Origin of the sequence: Mesorhizobium sp. M0047, assembly GCF_040323315.1 — a bacterium.
Taxonomy (GTDB): Bacteria; Pseudomonadota; Alphaproteobacteria; order Rhizobiales; family Rhizobiaceae; genus Mesorhizobium.
Map to the genome: position 1 here is coordinate 181,626 of NZ_JAMYUW010000004.1, position 16,901 is coordinate 198,526.

The following is a 16,901-nucleotide window of genomic DNA, read 5'->3' on the forward strand; positions in this document are numbered from 1 at the left end:
GGCCCTCAGTAAGGCAGGCCAACATAATTCTCCGCAAGTGCGGTTGACGCGGCACGCGACTGCACGAGGTAGTCGAGTTCAGCCTCCTGGATGCGCTGGCCGAACTCGCCGGTGTCGGGAAAGCGGTGCAGGATCGTCGTCATCCACCAGGAGAAGCGCACCGCCTTCCAGACCCGCGCCAGCGCCTTGCCGGAATAGGCGTCGATGCCGGCGTGTGATTTCTCGACGTAGAAGTCGCGAAGACCGGCGAAGAGATAGCGCACGTCGCTGGCGGCAAGGTTCAGGCCCTTGGCCCCGGTCGGCGGCACGATGTGGGCGGCGTCACCGACCAGGAAAAGCCTGTTGAAGCGCAGCGGCTCGGCAACGAAAGAGCGCAGCGGTGCGATTGACTTCTCGAAGGATGGGCCGGTGATGACACTTGCCGCCGTCTGTTCCGGCAAGCGGCGGCGCAACTCGTCCCAGAAGCGCTCGTCCGACCACGCCTCCACGCGATCGTCCTCAGGGCACTGCACATAGTAGCGGCTGCGATGCGTCGAACGCATCGAGCAAAGCGCGAACCCTCGCTCGTGATTGGCATAGACCAGTTCACGATCGGCCGGCGGAACTTCGGCCAGCACGCCGAGCCAGCCGAACGGATAGTGCCGCTCGAAGGTCTTCAGCGCACCCGCCGGTACAGATTTGCGGCTGATGCCGTGATAGCCGTCACAGCCGGCAATGAAGTCGCAATCGATGCGATGCGTGGCGCCATCCCTGTCATAGGTGACGAAAGGTGCGGCGCCATCGAAATCGTGCAGCGCGACATCGGCCGCCTCATAGATCGTGGTCAGTCCTGCCGCGTCGCGCTTGTCCATCAAATCGTGCGTAACTTCGGTCTGGCCGTAGACGGTGACATGCTTGCCGCCGGTGAGTGCGGTAAGGTCGATGCGGTGCAGGCGTCCGTCGAAGGCGAGCGAGATGCCGGAATGCAGCAGCCCCTCGGCGTGCAGCCGTGCCGCAGCACCCGCTTCCTCCAGCAATTCGACAGTGCCTTGTTCGAGCACGCCAGCGCGTACGCGGGCGAGCACGTGCTCGCGGGTCGCGCGTTCCAGAATGATCGTCTCGACGCCGATGCCGGCCAGCAGCTGGCCGAGCAGCAGGCCGGACGGTCCCGAACCAATGATAACGACCTGGCTGCGCATCAGTGGCCGAGACTTTCGACCTGAGCGGCGAGTTCGGCGGCAAGCCGCAGCGACGCGGCGGTGGCGACGACCATCTGCGGCAACAGCAGCCACTCCAGCGTCCATGCGGCGCCTGAGCGCTCCTGCTCGTGCACAAGAGACTGATGCATGCCGGAAAGCTGCGTGGCATTGAAGCGGGCCAGCGCCACCAGCGCTTCGGCCTTCACCGGGTTCTGCTTGTGCGGCATGGCTGACGAGCCGCCGCCGCCCGACAGTTCGATCTCGGTTCCACCCTGCGCCATCAGCGCGATATCCTGGCCGAACTTGCCAAGGCTGCCCGTCACCAGCGACATCAGGCCGGCAAACTCGGCGAGCGCGTCACGCTGACTCTGCCATTGCGATGCGTCGCCAAGGCCGAGCTTTGCGGCAAGGGCCGCGCGTACCGCCGGCCCTTTATCGCCAAGCTTTTCCAACGTGCCGGCAGCGCCGCCAAATTGCACCACCAGCAAACGTCTGGACTGTCCCGACAGTCTTTCCTGATGCCGTTGCAGCGGCGCCGGCCACGCCTTTACGCGATCGGCCACTTTGATCGGAATTGCCGGTTGCATGCGGGTCATGCCGGTCAGCGCCCTGCCCCCGAAGCGCTCCTCCAATGAGATGAGCCGGATGATGGTCTCGGTCAGCAGCAGCCCGAGATGCTCGACGACGGACTTCAGCCGGAGCACAAGGCCGGTGTCGATGACGTCCTGGCTGGTCGCGCCGAAATGCACTTTCTCGCCATGCGGTTCGCCGACCGCCGCCCTGATCTGGCGCACCAGTTCCGGCACCATGACGCCGTCCTTGGCGACAGCGGCCCGCAGCAAGGCAGTGTCGGGCTGGAACGTGGCCAGCGCCGCCGCGATCGCTGCCGCCGCATCCCTGGTGATGATCCCGTTTTCGGCTTCCGCTTCGGCCAATGCGCGCTCGAACGCCAGCATGGCCTCGATTTCCGCCTCGACCGAAAAATGCCTTGATGCCTCGTCGTCGCCAAGGAGCGCGGAGAGCAGCGGATGATCGAAAGGCGATACGGTCATGTCGCGGATCTCCTAGCTGTCGAAGAAGACCGTTTCCTTCTCCCCCTGGAGATGGACGTCGAACACATAAATATCGCCCTGGCGCTCGGCGATCAGCGTCGGCACGCGGATGCGGTGCTCGATGCGTGCCAGGATCGCATCCCCGGCATTGGCCTTTTCCTCGTCGGAAAAATAGAGCCGTGTGTGGAGGCCGAGGTTTATGCCGCGCGCGACGATCCAGAGCGTGATGTGCGGCGCCATCAGGCTGCCATCCCTGAACGGCACCTGGCCCGGCTTGATCGTCTCGAACGTGCACAGGCCGGTGTCCATGTCGGTCGGGCAGCGGCCCCAGCCGAAGAAATTCGGATCGGCAGCACCGCGCAATTCAACCGGCGAGTTGTAAAGCCCGTCCGCATCCGCTTGCCAGATCTCGATCAGCGCATCCTTGAGCGGCGTGCCGGTGCCGTCGAGCACCCGGATGCGAAGACCGATGCGCTCACCCTTGGTCTTGTCGTTGACCATGGTGGCGCCAAGGTCGCTCGCATAGACGCCGCCGATGCCGCAGAAATTAGGCGTCAGCCCAATATGGACGTATGGTCCCGCGGTCTGCGAGGGGCTCTCCTTCAGCCGGTCGAGCGACTGGGCCATCAATTGCCCTCCAGCCTGTTTTCGAACAGCGATGAGCGCCGCCCGCGCAGCACGATGTCGAACTTGTAGGCGCGCGCGTCGAAGGGGATTGTCGCCTGCATGTCGAGCGCGGCGATCAGGGTCTCGACGGCTGACTTGTCGGGGATGCCACGCGCGATCGGGCACTGCCAGATCAGCGGGTCGCCCTCGAAATACATCTGCGTGATCAGCCGCTGCGCGAAGCCATGGCCAAAGACCGAGAAATGGATGTGCGAGGGCCGCCAGTCGTTCGGCCCGTTCGGCCAGGGATAGGGCCCGGGCTTGACGGTACGAAAGGCATAGCCGCCATCGTCGCTTGATATGGCACGGCCGCAGCCGCCGAAATTCGGGTCGAGCGGCGCCAGGTAGCCGTCCTTCTTGTGGCGATAGCGGCCACCGGCATTGGCCTGCCAGAATTCGAGCAGCGCGCCGGGCACGCCAACGCCGCGCTCGTCGAGCACCCGCCCATAGACGATGATGCGCTCGCCGATGGCGCTCTCGCCGGGTCCGGCGAAATTGTGGATCAGGTCGGCGTCGAGTTCGCCCAACATGGCGTGGCCGAAGACAGGACCTGTTATTTCCGACAGTGTGTTGTCGAAAGCGAGCGGCGCCTTCTGAGGCGAGCGCAGCACCGAAGTCTTGTAGTTCGGCGTCAGGGCCGGCGGATGCCATGTCCGGTCGCGCTGGAAAAAGGCGCCGGTCTCGGGTCTCCGGTTCAAGCCTGACTCAGCGGGCATTCTTGGCACCGTCCATTTCCGAAAACACATCCTTGGCGATCTTGAAGGCACGGTTGGCGGCAGGCACGCCGGCATAGATGGCGACATGCAGGAAAGCTTCGCAGATATCGTCGCGCGAGGCACCGGTGTTGACGGTGGCGCGCACATGCATGGCGACCTCCTCATCATGGCCGAGTGCGGCCAGCAGCGCCAGCGTGACGATCGAACGTTCGCGCTTGGTGAAGCCCGGTCGTGCCCACACGGTTCCCCAGGCCGCCTCGGTGATCAACTCCTGGAAAGGCCGGTCGAAATCGGTGGCGGCGACCTCGGCGCGGTCGACATGGCCATCGCCTAGCACCGAGCGGCGCACCGCGAGACCGGTGCGATATCTGGCTTCGTTGACGGGGACTTCATCCATCGGTTTCGGCTCCGGAGGCAAGCGATGCGATAAAATCGCGGATCAGGGCGACCAGTGCCTCTGGCTGTTCAACACAAGAAATGTGCGCTGCGTCGCCGATGATTTCGAAGCGCGCGCCGGGGATAAGGTCGGCCAGGGATCGGACAAGATCGGGAGGCGTCGAGCCATCCTGGTCGCCGGCGACGCAGAGCGTCGGTACCGCGATGCGCCGCGCGCTGTCGGTGAAATCCGCATCGCGAACGGCCGCGCAAGTCCCGATGTAACCGGCAAGCGCCTGCCGGGTCATCATGTTCCAATAACCGTTCAGGTCAGGCTGACGCTGCGCGTGGAATGCCGGCGTGAACCAAGTTTTGAGAACCGCGCCGGCAATCTCCTGAATGCCTTTGCTTTTGACCGCCGCGATGCGTGCGTTCCAGCTTTCGGCGGTGCCGATCTTATGGGCCGTGTCGCACAGGATCAGGCCTTCGACCATTTCTGGGCGCCTGCGATAGAAGCCTTGCGCGATCAGGCCGCCGACCGATAGGCCGCACAGCACGACCTTGCTCAATCCGAAATGATCGATGAGGCCTGAGAGGTCATCGACATGATCGTCGATCGAACTGATGTCGCCAATATCGGACAGCCCGTGGCCGCGCTTGTCATAGACCACCAGCGGCATTTCACCATCAAGCGCCGAGACAATGTCGTCCCAGATCCTGAAGTCGGTGCCCAGCGAATTGATGAATATGATCGGGCGCACATTGCCGGTCGCCTTGATGTGGCGATGGTGCAGCGTGATGCCGCCGATGGTGACGAATGGCACGATTTCGATCCTCCATCCCCACATTGCACAAGGCGTTTGGCTCGGTAAAATGATTTTTTGCGCTGTTTCATGAACTCAGGGGCGATCAAATCCGTGTCGGACAGTCTGGCCCGACCACATCGGATGTCTTGCCGACGTGGTCGGCCCCAATCACGTTTGCATCAGTCTGGGCTGCGCGTTTCCGGTCGGCGCCAAGGGCATCGACCGCATCCGCCTGTATCGGCGATCGCATTTTGGCCTGATCAGGCCATCGATTTCGGCAAGGCGGCGGCCAGTGCATCCACGGCCAGCCGCACCTTCAATGGCAAATGCGGCGTCTGCAGCCAAAGCGCGTAGCAGTCGTAGAGAAAGCGCGGCTCATCCGGCAACAACGCCACCAGCGCGCCGGCCCGGATGCGGTCACGCACCAGCCACTAGGGCAGCCAGGCGACCCCCATGCCCTCGGCAGCCGCGTCGGCGATGGCATCGAGATCGTCGAGACGCAGCCGGCCGGCTGGCGTGATCTCTTGCGTGAGTTGCCCCTCGCGCGCAAACAGCCACGGTTGAACGATCTGGCCGAGCCGGCGGTAGACAATCGCTTGATGGTCGACGAGATCCTCGATGCGCTGCGGTTCGCCGTGACGTTGGAGATAAGCGGGTGCGGCGCAGACGACCATGCCCTGGCGCGCGACGCGACGGGCGATCACGCCCGCCTTGTCGTCGAGGGCACCGGTGCGGATGGCAAGATCGTAGCCGTCCTCGGCGAGGTCGGCGAAGCGGTCGCTGAGCGACAGATCCAGTTCCAGCATTGGATACTGCCGCGCCAATTGCAGCAGTACGGGCGTCACGCAGTGGCGGCCGAAATGCGCCGGCATGGTGACACGCAATTTTCCACGCGGCTCCGCAAGCTGGTCGGCGGCTAGCGCGTCGGCGGCGTCGGCTTCGGCCAGCACCACGCGGCAGCGTTCATAGTATGCGCGTCCGAAATCGGTCAGGCTCTGCCTGCGCGTGGTCCGGTTGAGCAGACGCACGCCCAACCGTTCCTCAAGAAACCGGACATGCTTGCCAACCATCGGTCCGGACAGATCGAGTGCGACCGCCGCGGCTGCGAACGAGCCGAGGTCGACAGCCCTGACGAACACGGCCATGCTCTCAAGCCTACCCATATTCGGAACTCCTGCTTTCTACTGTTCTCCTTTGCAGCCATTTATCCTCGGCCAACCTAGCTGCATAGCTCATTCGGTTCAGATAATTTGGAGTATACCGAATGGCACGCGTAGTTCGCTTTCACCGGCATGGAGGCCCCGAGGTTCTGCGCATCGAGGATATCGAGCTTCCCGGACTGGGTCCCGGCGAAGTTCAAATCCGCGTCAAAGCGCTTGGTCTCAATCGCGCCGAGGCACTGCTGCGCGCCGGTGCTTATATCGAGACGCCGACGCTGCCCTCGGGGCTTGGCCTCGAGGCGGCGGGTGTTGTCGAGGCGGTGGGTGAAGGCGTGAGCGACTTTATGCCCGGCGACAGCGTCAGTGTCATCCCACCGCAATCAATGATCCGCTGGCCGGCCTATGGCGAGTTGGCCACCTTTCCCGCCAATCTCGTCGTCAAGCACCCGCCATCGCTCGACTGGCGGACAGCAGCGGCGGTCTGGATGCAGTATCTGACCGCCTATGGGGCGCTGATCGACATCGCTAGCCTGCACAGCGGAGATATCGTCGTCATCACCGCTGCATCGAGCAGTGTCGGCCTTGCCGCGATCCAGATCGCCAACAGGGTCGGCGCGACCGTGATCGCGGTGACGCGAACGTCAGCCAAGAAGCAGGCGCTGCTCAACGCCGGTGCGGCGCATGTCGTGGTCTCGGCCGAAGAGGATCTGTCGGCACGGCTGCATGAGATCGCAGGGCAGCAAGGCGTGCGCGTCGTCTTCGATGCGATCGGCGGCCCGGTTTTCGAGCCGCTGACGGCGGCAATGGCACGCGGCGGCATCCTCATCGAATATGGTGGCCTCAGCCGCGAGCCGACGCCGCTCCCTTTGGGCGCAGTGTTGGGCAAGACGCTGACGCTGCGCGGCTACCTCGTCCATGAGATCACCGGCGACCCGGCGAAACTGGAAGCGGCCAAGGCGTTCATCCTAGACGGTCTGGAGAGCGGAACGCTGAGGCCGATCATCGACAGGACCTTTGCGTTCGACCAGATCGTCGAAGCGCATCGCTACCTGGAATCGAACGAGCAGTTCGGCAAGATCGTGGTGACTGTTTGAGCAGAGATGGCGAACAAATCACCATTGCCAGCAGCATCGCTCTTGAAGGCGGGACTCTGCCCTCCTAACTGTGCCGTGCGGGCCGGGCCCCTCTGACAGTCGCTTTTGGCGATTGTGATGTCGGACCGCTTTAACGGGCCCGTTCCATTCCTTTCGGTCAAGCGGGCTCAAATACTTTTGGTTTGGAGCCCCACATGACATCTTCCGTCCTTGGTATGATTTGCCCCTCCTGTCGCGTCGCGCTCGTGATGAGCGAACGCCAGGGTATCGAAATCGATTACTGTCCGCAGTGCCGCGGCGTCTGGCTTGATCGAGGCGAACTCGACAAGATAATCGAGCGATCCGGCAGGGAGGTTTCGCCCGCGCCGCAGCCGGCAGCATTCTCCCAGCCGCAACATGGCCAAGGGCGCGATGACGATTATTCCCGCTCGCAGGGCCACCGCTATCCGAAGCGGAAGAAATCATTTTTCGAAGAGTTGTTCGACTGACCGCATGACGCCCGGCACCCGGGCCGGCGTCTGCTGAAAACTTCCAAAACCCGCATCGATAAAGGTCCATCCCGATGATTTCCCGCACAAGCCGATTTGCAGCCCTCTTTGCAGGACTGTTCCTCGCATTTTCCATGGTCGCGATGGATCATGCCGAGGCCCGTCGCGGCGGCAGTTTCGGCAGTCGTGGCATGCGTACGTTCCAATCAGCACCGCCGACCAGAACCGCACCGGCGCCGACCGCGCCGGTCGAGCGTTCGATGACGCCCAACACCGGTGTGAACAACGCGAACCGGCAGCCGCAGGCCGGCATGCAGAGGCCCGGCTTCATGAGCGGCTTCGGTGGGACAATGATGCGTGGCCTGCTGCTCGGCGGCCTGATCGGCCTGCTCGTCGGCCAGGGCTTCGGCGGTCTGGCCGGCATGTTCGGTTTCCTGCTTCAGGCCCTGCTCATCGGTGGCGCGATCATGCTGGCTATCAGGTTCTTCCGGTCGCAATCCGCGCGCGGTCCCGCCCATGCGCTCGCCGGTGCCGGCAATGCCCAGGCGTCGCGGTTTGAGAACCGCGCAACGACACAGCAACAGACTGCGCGCCCTTTCACGATTCCCGGCTTTGGCGGCGGTTCGGGAGGCTCTGCGGACACCGGTTCCGAGGAGATCACGCTGGCCCAGACCGACCTCGACACATTCCAGCAGTTGTTGACCGATGTTCAGGAAGCCTTCGGGCGCGAGGACCATACCGCTCTGCGCCGGGCGACGACCCCCGAGATGGTGTCCTATCTCTCGGAAGAGCTGGCCGACAATGCCCAGAAAGGTCTCAGGAACGAGGTGACGGACATCACTTTGCTGCAGGCCGACATTGCGGAAAGCTGGCGCGAGGATGGCAGCGACTATGCCACGGCCGCATTGCGCTACGAGTCTCGTGACGTGACGCGCGAGCGGGCCAGCGGCAAGGTCGTCGAGGGCGACGGTGACCACCCGACAGAGACGACCGAGTTGTGGACGTTCGTGCGCGAGAATGGCTCGAACTGGAAGCTCTCGGCAATACAACAGGCTTGAGCTTTGTCCGAGGCTCGATGCGGCTGCTTGCGGGCGCTCGGCGCACCAACGGACAGACGCGTGCGATCTCGATGGCGTGCCCGGTATCGCTCAGTGCCTCGCGGCCCGGGCTACCGACAAATACCTGACAATCTTTGCGCATGAATTCCTCCCCTCCCCGCCGCCGCTTCGGCGCGCGGGAGCGGCTGAAATTTCGCCTCTTCGCGCTTGCATCGTAATCCCACATGTGAAAAGAATATTTACAAAAGAAGATTGACGGGAGGAGATGTCGTGCAATCAGGCGGCTTGACGCGTGTTCAAACGGTTGCGCGAGATCTTCGGCACGACTGGCGGAGCCGGCCATGAATGACTTCGCGGCCAGCGTCGGAGTCGCCTCGACGCATCCTAAGAACATGCCCGAGGAGCATGCCGCGCTGCCGGTGTGGAATGCCGAGAACTGGTTCTATGAGGACTGGCCGGTCGGCCAGAGAATCCGCTCGTTGCGGCGTACCATGGCGGAAGGCGACAGCCATTTGTTCAACACGCTGGTGCTCGACATTCACCCCTATGTGCAGGACCAGATGTTTGCCGAGACCGAAGGCATTTTCGGCAAGCGGCTGATCGCCGGCGCTTTCGTCTTCTCGGCCGGCCTTGGGCTGGTCGCGACCAACTGCGTCAATGCATTTTCCTATGGCTACGACAAGCTGCGCTTCATAAAGCCTGTCTTCATCGACGATACGATCTATTCGATCCGCACCAACCTCGACAAGAAGCCCCGCTACAAGGAAATGGGGCTGATCCGCGCCAGCTACGAAGTGTTCAAGGGCGAAGGCGAGCTCGTTCTCTATTGCGAGCATCTGCAGACGGTGAAGTACCGCAACCCGGCCGACTTCGTCGGCAAGACGGAGAAATAGCAATGCCGGCAGCAGCCGAATTGCCGCTTGCCGGTCTCATTGTCGTGGACATGAGCCAATTCCTGTCGGGTCCATACTGCTCGTTGAGGCTGCTCGACCTCGGCGCCCGCGTGATCAAGATCGAGCGTCCAGATGGCGGCGACCTGTCGCGCCGGCTCTATCTCAGCGACACCGAGATCGGCGGCGATTCCACCATCTTCCACGCCATCAACAGGGCTAAGGAAAGTTTTGCCGTCGACCTGAAGAACGAGGCGGATCTCGAGGCGCTGCGCGGGCTTTTGGCCAAGGCCGACGTGCTGATCCAGAATTTCCGGCCCGGCGTCATCGAGCGGCTTGGCTTGGATTACGAGGCCGTTCGCAAGCTCAATCCGCGGCTGGTCTACGCCTCTATCAGTGGCTATGGCGAGGACGGCCCTTGGGTCAAGCGTCCGGGCCAGGACCTGCTGGCGCAGGCGCGTTCCGGCGTGATGTGGCTCAATGGAGACGAAGACCAGGGGCCGGTGCCGTTTGGCCTTGCCATCGGCGACATGCTCGCCGGTGCTGCCTGCGCGCAAGGCGTTCTGGCGGCACTGGTGCGACGTGGCATCACCGGCCAGGGCAGCCATATCGAGACCAGCCTGCTGGAGGCGCTGGTCGACTTCCAGTTCGAGGTGCTGACCACGCATCTCAACGACGGCCGGCGTTTGCCACGCCGCTCCAGCTTCCGCAGTGCACATGCCTATCTGTCGGCGCCCTATGGCGTCTACCCGGCCAAGGACGGCTATCTCGCCATCGCCATGACGCCGATCCCCAAGCTCGCCGACCTGCTGTCACTTAGCGAGCTGGCGCCCTATCGTGACCTGCCTGCATCCTGGTTCACCGCGCGCGACGACATCAAGGCGATTATTGCGCAACGGATAGCCACTAAAACCGTCGACGAGTGGCTTGATGTCCTCGAGCCGGCCGACATCTGGTGCGCCAAGGTGCTGACCTGGCCGGAGATGCTGGCGAGCGAGGGCTTCCAGTCGCTCGATATTCTGCAGACGGTGACGCGCGAGGATAATGTCTCGATCCTGACCACCAGTTCGCCGCTCCGGGTCGATGGCGTCAGAGCCAAGGTCGATCGGGCAGCGCCTCGCATCGGCGAGCACAGTGCGGCAATCCGCGAGGAGTTCGGCCTGTGAGCGTGCCCACGCTCAAGGGCATGACCTGGAGCCATCCGCGCGGCTACGATCCTATGGTCGCCTGCTCGTCGCTGTGGAAGCAGAAGACTGGCATCACCATCGAATGGGACAAGCGCTCGCTGCAGGATTTCGAATCGTTCCCGGTCGAGGAACTGGCGCGCGCCTATGATCTCATCGTCATCGATCATCCGCATGTCGGCCAGATCACTGCGGAGCGCTGCCTCGAGCCGCTGGATGTCGCTGGCCGCGAGGCGGAACTTGCAGCACTTGCCTCGGGCAGCGTCGGCCGGTCATATCCGAGCTACAACTGGCAGGGGCGGCAATGGGCTTTCCCGATCGATGCGGCCAGCCAGGTCCAGGCCTGGCGGCCGGACGCGCTCGACGCGCCGCCGGCGCGCTGGAGCGATGTGCTCGATCTGGCCCGCCAAGGCCGGGTGCTGCTGCCATTGCGCCCGCCTCACGTGCTGATGGCGTTCTACACGCTCGCCGGCAATTTTGGCCGCCCTTGCGCAACGGACCCGTCCGGCGATCTCATCGATGCCGACGCCGGCAGCGAAGTCTTCGAGACGATGCGCGAGATAGCCGCACTGGTCGGCCCCGCCTGCTTCGAGATGGATCCGATCGCAGTTTCGGAACGCATGGCGGAGGCCGGCTCCCGCATCATCTGTGCACCGCTGATCTACGGCTATGTTTCCTATGCAATGTCTGGTTTTCGCGCGAACCGGCTGGCGTTCGCCGACATCCCGGTCGTCGGCTCCAGCGGTCCGATCGGTTCGGCGCTTGGTGGCACCGGCATAGCCGTATCGGCCTTTGCCAAAGCGAAGGATGCCGCAATCGCCTTCGCCTACTGGGTCGCAAGCGGCGAGGTCCAGCGCGGTCCCTATGCCGCCGCTGGCGGGCAGCCCGGCCATGCAGCGGCCTGGGAAGACCGGGCCGTCAATGAAGCGACAGGCAATTTCTATCGGGACACGCGCGCAACGCTGGAGGGTGCGTGGGTGCGGCCGCGCCATGACGGCTATATGGCGTTCCAGCAGGCGGCGTCCGACCGCATCCTTTCCGGCATGACCTCCCGGCACAAAGCCGCCGAGGTCATTGCCGATCTCAATCGCCTGTTCCGGGAGAATCGTTCGGCATCAAGCGATGCCTCTAAAGCGTAAGCGAGCTCGCCTAGTCGAGCCGCCACAGTTTGCGGGCATTCGCGAACAAGAGCCTGTCGCGCTCATCGACGCCGCAGCCTGCAAGGAGCGCATGGGTCGCCGCCACCCAGGTCGACAGGCCGCCGCCGAGCGTGCAGACCGGCCAGTCGCTGCCCCAGACGACACGGTCCCAGCCGAACGCGCCGATTGTGTGCTCGACATAGGGCCGCAGCGTCTCAGCCGTCCAACTGCCCGGATCGGCATAGGCAACGACACCGGAAATCTTGGCCATGACATTCGGGCGCCGCGCGATCTCACTCATGTGCTCGCGCCACGGATGCTCGGTTCCACCCTTGATGTCGGGCACGCCACAATGGTCGAGAACGAACCGGACATCCGGCGCCAGGTCGGCCAACGCGATCGCTTTCGGGATCTGGTGCGGCAGCACGACGAGATCGAAGGTCAGGCCGGTGCCGCCAAGCCGCTTGATGTTCTCACGAAAGAGTACGCCTTCCGAGAGATCATCCGGCACGACATGGAGGACTCGGCGGAAGCCTTTGACGAACGGATTTGCTCGCTGCCTTTCAAGATAAGCCGGAAACTCCGCCTCTTCGGGGCGGCAGGCTGCGATCGCTCCAGCCAGCATGCTGCCGGGTTGCCGTGCCAGCCCTTCGACCCGAAGGGTCTCAGCCTCGATTTCGGCCGGGTCGACATCGACCTCCATATGCAGCACACGCCCGATGCCGACACGCTGCGCCTCCACGGAATATTCCTCATAGGAGAAATCGCGGTTGAGCGCCGGCACGCCTGACAGCCAGGGATAGCGCAAGGCTGAGCGATCGATGAGATGCAAATGGGTGTCGATGATCATGACGGGCTCCTCCTCGTGGCTGTTTCAGATCATCTCACGGAGGAATTCTTCATTCAAATAAGAATTCACGCCGATGAGCCGACTGCCGAGCCCGCGAGGTGCGACAGCTTTTGACATGTTGCCAGCAACAACTCGATCGTCCGGGTAATGTCTGGTGCCGACGGCGCGTTGACCACGGTGATATAGGGAATCGATAGCGCGGCGATCGCCTTGCCATCGGAACTGCGCACCGGAGCGGAGAGGTTGAAGACCCCGGCGGTCTGCATCGAGGCCATCATCTCGTAACCGCGGTCGCGGATCTGGTCGAGCCGGGTGAAGAACTCGGCCGACTGCGCCGTCTTGTCGGTGCTGCGGACGTGTTCCGAAATCATCATCTGACGCTCTTCCGGTGAGCGGAAGGCGAGCAGCACATGTCCCGAACCAGTGTCGAACAGGCTGATATGCGAGCCGACCCGGATCGAAATCCCCCAGTAGTTCGGTGCCTCTTGCTGGCCGATGACGACGGCGGAACCGCGATCAAAAACAACAAGTTGGTTGGCCTGCTGCGATGTCTCGGCCAATTCGCGCATCAGCGGTGTGGCGTAGGAAACCAGCCGCCGGACGGGCGCGTGCAATTGCGCCAGTCCGAACAGTTTGAGCGTCAGCGAATAGCGGTCGCCGTCGAGCCGCGTAACGTAGCCGCGCCGCACCAGCCGATCCAGCATGCGGTAGAATTCGTTTGGGCTGCGGTCGAGTTTCTTGGCGATTTCGGCCTGCGTCAGACCACCGTCGACGCCCGCCAGCAGTTCGAGGATATCGAGTCCCTTGTCGAGCGCCGGCGCGCGGTAGCGCTCGTCTTCGCTGTCGTCCATGGCTCATCCCTCCAGTGAATTTCACCCTTCATATACGCATGAACACGCCTGGCGGAAACAAATTTCGTCTTGACGTGTCCGTGAATGTTTTGTTTGTATATGAATGTAGGACTTCTTGTCATCAGACGAGTTGCGGTCGCCGCTGAGGCGGCACCAAGGGAGGATATCAATGAACAGACTGCTTTCCGGCGTGTCCGCCGGCGCATTGTTGCTTGCGTCAGCTGCGGGCACGGCCTTTGCCGGCGACCTGCCCGGCAAGTTCGAAGGCGTGACCGTCGACGTGAAGCTGATCGGTGGCCAGCAATATGAAAAGCTCTACGAGCGCATTCCCGAATGGGAAAAGGCCACCGGCGCCAAGGTCAACATCCTGACCAAGAAGAACGGCTTCGACATCGACAAGGAGCTCAAGTCCGACATTGCCTCGGGCAGCACCAACTGGTGCGTCGGCTGGAACCATTCGTCGTTCGCGCCGCAGTATACGAGCCTCTACACCGACCTCAGCAAATTGCTGCCTAAGGAAGAGATCGACGCCTTCGTGCCGTCGACGATCACCTCGGCGACGATCGACGGCAAGCTGGAGATGCTGCCGCGAGCGCAGTTCGACGTCTCGGCGCTCTACTACCAGAAGAGCCTCTACGAGAATGCCGACAACAAGACCAAGTTCAAGGCGAAACACGGCTATGACCTGGTGCCGCCGGACACCTGGAAGGAAGTCACCGACCAGGCCGAATTCTTCGCCAACCCGCCAAATTTCTACGGCACGCAGTTCGCCGGCAAGGAAGAGGCGATCAACGGCCGCTTCTACGAGATGGTCATTGCCGAGGGTGGCGAGTATCTCGACAAGGACGGCAAGCCCGTCTTCAATTCAGAAGCCGGCATCCGGGCGCTCGACTGGTTCGTCAACCTCTACAAGGCCAAGGCCGTACCGGCCGGAACCACCAATTATCTCTGGGACGATCTCGGCCAGGGCTTTGCTTCGGGCACCGTCGCCATCAACTTGGACTGGCCGGGCTGGGCCGGCTTCTTCAATGACCCGAAGTCGTCGAAAGTCGCCGGCAATGTCGGCGTCAAGGTTGCGCCGAAGGGTTCTTCTGGCAAGCGCACCGGCTGGTCCGGCTTCCATGGTTTCTCGGTGACCGAGAATTGCCCGAATAAGGAGGCCGCGGCCTCGCTGGTATGGTGGCTGACCAACGAGGACAGCCAGAAGCTCGAGGCTGCCGCAGGTCCGCTACCGACCCGCACGGCCGTGTGGGACTGGGACTTGAAGCAGGCCGAAAACGATCCTTACAAGAAGGAGGTTCTCACCGCCTTCCAGGAAGAGGCCAAGCACGCTTTTGCCGTGCCGCAGACGCCTGAATGGATAGAGATCTCGAACGCCGTCTACCCCGAACTGCAAGCGGCGATCCTCGGCGACAAGACGTCCAAGCAGGCACTGGATGAAGCCGCCGCCAAGGCGACGCAAATCCTCCAGGACGCCGGCAAGCTCTAGTAACGGTTCCCAGGGCTACCTCCCCCATTAGAAAATGGGGGAGGCGATCGCGTTTCGCTGGACGCCAGCGGTTTACGCTGATCCTTCGCCCCAGGCGCGCGCACCGCCGTCCAATGCAAACACCTCAAGGATTCTGATGAAGGGCTTCAAGCCGTCCGCGCCATTCCTGCTGCTGCTTCCGGCCATGATCGTGCTGGCGGCGGTTGTCGTCGTGCCGTTGCTGCTGTCGCTCTATTCCAGCTTCACGCCTTTCCGCCTGACGCGGCCCGAGACATTCTACGTCTTCATCGGCTTCAGGAACTATCTTTCAATCCTGTCCAACACCGATTTCTGGTGGGCGTTCGGCCGCACGGTGCTGCTGCTGACCATCGCGCTCAATCTCGAAATGCTGCTCGGCCTCGGACTTGCGATGCTGGTCGAGAAGGCAACGCGCGGCCAGCGTATCCTGCGCACGCTGATGATGTTCCCGATGATGTTCTCGCCGATCCTCGTCGGCTTCCAGTTCAAGTTCATGTTCAACGACAATATCGGCCTGGTGAACAATGCCCTGCAGTCGCTCGGCATCACCAGGGATGCCATACCATGGCTGATCGAAGGCCATCTTGCCTTCATCGCCATTTCTATCGCTGAGATCTGGTCGTCGACGGCGATCTTCGCGATCTTGATCCTCGCCGGACTGCTCGCCATGCCCAAGGAGCCGATCGAGGCGGCACGGGTCGACGGCTGCACGCCGTGGCAGACCTTCCGCTATGTGACGTGGCCGTTCGTCATGCCGTTCGCCTACATTGCCATGACCATCCGTTCGCTCGACGTGGCGCGCGCCTATGACATCGTCAAGATCATGACCGATGGCGGACCGGCGGGCCGAACCGAACTGCTTTGGACACTGGTGGCGCGCACCGCCTACAGCGACGGACGCATGGGCATGGCCAACGCCATGGCCTATTTCTCGATCCTGCTGTCGATCGCCTTCACCGTCTATTTCTTCAACAAGCTCGCCGCGGCGCGCACGCAGATCGGTGCTGAGTGGTGAGAATGGACGAAAATTCTTCCGCCCGCCTGAAGCGTCGGCTGATTGGCATTGTCTATCGCATCGGCCTGTTCCTGGCGATGCTGACCATCTGCCTGCCGGGTCTCTGGATCGTGCTCTCGTCGCTGCGACCGGCGGTGGAGATCATGGCCAAGCCGCCGGTGTGGATCCCGCAGGAGATTTCGTTCGACGCCTACATCGCGATGTTCTCCGGCATCGGCAAGGGTGGCATCCCTGTCATCGAATATTTCCGAAACTCGCTGATCATCTCGGTGACCTCGACGGTCATCGCGGTGGCCATCGGCATGGCTGGCGGCTATGCCTTTGCGCGCTACCGCTTCCGCGGCAAGTCGAGCGTCTTTCTCGGCCTGATGCTGACGCGCACGGTGCCCGGCATCGCGCTCTCGCTGCCGCTGTTCTTCCTCTATGTGCGGCTTGGCATCATCGACACGCATTTCGGGCTGATCCTTGCCTATGTTGCGCTCAACGTGCCGTTCACGATCTGGCTGATCGACGGCTTCTTCCGCCAGGTGCCGAAGGACCTCGCGGAGGCGGCGCAGATTGACGGCTGCACGCGCTGGCAGGCGTTCTGGCAGGTCGAGTTCCCGCTCTCCGGACCGGGCATCGCGTCGGCCGCCATCTTCGCCTTCCTGACCTGCTGGAACGAGTTCGCGCTGGCCTCGCAGCTGACCCGCTCGGTAAGCGCCAAGACGCTGCCGGTCGGCCTGCTCGACTACACGGCCGAGTTCACCATCGACTGGCGCGGCATGTGCGCGCTCGCCGTGGTGATGATCATTCCGGCGCTCACCCTCACCTACATCGTCCAGAAACACCTTGTCGGCGGCCTGACCTCCGGCGCGGTGAAAGGCTGATCC

General features: G+C 62.9%; 17 protein-coding genes and 1 pseudogene. 9 read left to right on the forward strand and 9 right to left on the reverse strand.

What is annotated here, in order from left to right; genetic code table 11:
* Nucleotides 1-5 precede the first annotated feature (5 nt).
* The 7 genes and pseudogenes from pobA to NKJ89_RS05570 all read right to left on the reverse strand — a co-directional run bounded on the left by pobA (nt 6) and on the right by NKJ89_RS05570 (nt 5,956).
* Nucleotides 6-1,178 carry a 4-hydroxybenzoate 3-monooxygenase gene (gene pobA, locus NKJ89_RS05540; protein WP_352600603.1) on the reverse strand — a complete coding sequence of 391 codons (1,173 nt, stop codon included), beginning with the start codon at nt 1,176-1,178 and terminating at the stop codon, nt 6-8.
* Complete coding sequence (locus NKJ89_RS05545) at nt 1,178-2,230, reverse strand: 3-carboxy-cis,cis-muconate cycloisomerase (protein WP_352600605.1); 1,053 nt, start codon at nt 2,228-2,230, stop codon at nt 1,178-1,180. Before NKJ89_RS05545 ends, pobA begins: the two co-directional genes overlap by 1 nt.
* Before the next feature lie 12 nt (nt 2,231-2,242).
* Nucleotides 2,243-2,857: a protocatechuate 3,4-dioxygenase subunit alpha gene (pcaG, locus tag NKJ89_RS05550; RefSeq protein WP_023756686.1), complete on the reverse strand. Its 615-nt coding sequence runs from the start codon at nt 2,855-2,857 to the stop codon at nt 2,243-2,245.
* Nucleotides 2,857-3,612 (reverse strand): protocatechuate 3,4-dioxygenase subunit beta, encoded by a 756-nt coding sequence (gene pcaH / locus NKJ89_RS05555; RefSeq protein WP_023756687.1) that lies wholly within the window; start codon nt 3,610-3,612, stop codon nt 2,857-2,859. The genes pcaG and pcaH overlap by 1 nt, the downstream gene beginning before the upstream one ends.
* Nucleotides 3,602-4,009, reverse strand: a complete 408-nt coding sequence (gene pcaC, locus NKJ89_RS05560; RefSeq protein ID WP_023756688.1) for a 4-carboxymuconolactone decarboxylase — start codon at nt 4,007-4,009, stop codon at nt 3,602-3,604. The genes pcaH and pcaC overlap by 11 nt, the downstream gene beginning before the upstream one ends.
* Nucleotides 4,002-4,811 (reverse strand): 3-oxoadipate enol-lactonase, encoded by an 810-nt coding sequence (pcaD, locus tag NKJ89_RS05565; protein WP_023756689.1) that lies wholly within the window; start codon nt 4,809-4,811, stop codon nt 4,002-4,004. The genes pcaC and pcaD overlap by 8 nt, the downstream gene beginning before the upstream one ends.
* Before the next feature lie 242 nt (nt 4,812-5,053).
* Nucleotides 5,054-5,956 (reverse strand): annotated as a pseudogene (locus NKJ89_RS05570) (LysR family transcriptional regulator).
* A gap of 101 nt (nt 5,957-6,057) precedes the next feature.
* Here NKJ89_RS05570 and NKJ89_RS05575 point away from each other — a divergent pair.
* From NKJ89_RS05575 to NKJ89_RS05600, 6 genes are all read left to right on the forward strand, one after another.
* A complete protein-coding gene (locus NKJ89_RS05575) occupies nt 6,058-7,047 on the forward strand; it encodes a zinc-dependent alcohol dehydrogenase family protein (protein ID WP_352600607.1) in 990 nt (329 codons plus the stop codon).
* A 194-nt stretch (nt 7,048-7,241) separates the two neighbouring features.
* Nucleotides 7,242-7,535, forward strand: coding sequence for a TFIIB-type zinc ribbon-containing protein (locus tag NKJ89_RS05580; RefSeq protein ID WP_352600609.1), 294 nt, complete (start codon nt 7,242-7,244; stop codon nt 7,533-7,535).
* Nucleotides 7,536-7,609: 74 nt separating this feature from the next.
* A complete protein-coding gene (locus NKJ89_RS05585; protein WP_352600611.1) occupies nt 7,610-8,593 on the forward strand; it encodes a Tim44 domain-containing protein in 984 nt (327 codons plus the stop codon).
* Nucleotides 8,594-8,934: 341 nt separating this feature from the next.
* Nucleotides 8,935-9,486, forward strand: a complete 552-nt coding sequence (locus tag NKJ89_RS05590; RefSeq protein ID WP_352600613.1) for a MaoC family dehydratase — start codon at nt 8,935-8,937, stop codon at nt 9,484-9,486.
* Between the two features lie 2 nt (nt 9,487-9,488).
* Nucleotides 9,489-10,649, forward strand: a complete 1,161-nt coding sequence (locus NKJ89_RS05595) for a CaiB/BaiF CoA transferase family protein (RefSeq protein WP_352600615.1) — start codon at nt 9,489-9,491, stop codon at nt 10,647-10,649.
* Complete coding sequence (locus NKJ89_RS05600; protein WP_352600617.1) at nt 10,646-11,806, forward strand: extracellular solute-binding protein; 1,161 nt, start codon at nt 10,646-10,648, stop codon at nt 11,804-11,806. Before NKJ89_RS05595 ends, NKJ89_RS05600 begins: the two co-directional genes overlap by 4 nt.
* Before the next feature lie 10 nt (nt 11,807-11,816).
* On the opposite strand, the gene NKJ89_RS05605 is transcribed toward NKJ89_RS05600, so the two are convergent.
* Both NKJ89_RS05605 and NKJ89_RS05610 read right to left on the reverse strand, forming a co-directional pair.
* Nucleotides 11,817-12,656, reverse strand: a complete 840-nt coding sequence (locus NKJ89_RS05605; RefSeq protein ID WP_352600619.1) for an amidohydrolase family protein — start codon at nt 12,654-12,656, stop codon at nt 11,817-11,819.
* Between the two features lie 65 nt (nt 12,657-12,721).
* Nucleotides 12,722-13,507: an IclR family transcriptional regulator gene (locus NKJ89_RS05610; RefSeq protein WP_023756698.1), complete on the reverse strand. Its 786-nt coding sequence runs from the start codon at nt 13,505-13,507 to the stop codon at nt 12,722-12,724.
* Nucleotides 13,508-13,676: 169 nt separating this feature from the next.
* On the opposite strand from NKJ89_RS05610, the gene NKJ89_RS05615 reads away from it, so the two are divergent.
* The 3 genes from NKJ89_RS05615 (at nt 13,677) to NKJ89_RS05625 (ending at nt 16,898) form a co-directional block, all read left to right on the forward strand.
* Nucleotides 13,677-14,996: an ABC transporter substrate-binding protein gene (locus tag NKJ89_RS05615; protein ID WP_352600621.1), complete on the forward strand. Its 1,320-nt coding sequence runs from the start codon at nt 13,677-13,679 to the stop codon at nt 14,994-14,996.
* Nucleotides 14,997-15,132: 136 nt separating this feature from the next.
* Nucleotides 15,133-16,029: a carbohydrate ABC transporter permease gene (locus NKJ89_RS05620; RefSeq protein ID WP_352600623.1), complete on the forward strand. Its 897-nt coding sequence runs from the start codon at nt 15,133-15,135 to the stop codon at nt 16,027-16,029.
* 2 nt (nt 16,030-16,031) lie between these two features.
* Nucleotides 16,032-16,898 carry a carbohydrate ABC transporter permease gene (locus NKJ89_RS05625; RefSeq protein WP_352600625.1) on the forward strand — a complete coding sequence of 289 codons (867 nt, stop codon included), beginning with the start codon at nt 16,032-16,034 and terminating at the stop codon, nt 16,896-16,898.
* The last annotated feature ends 3 nt before the right edge of the window (nt 16,899-16,901 follow it).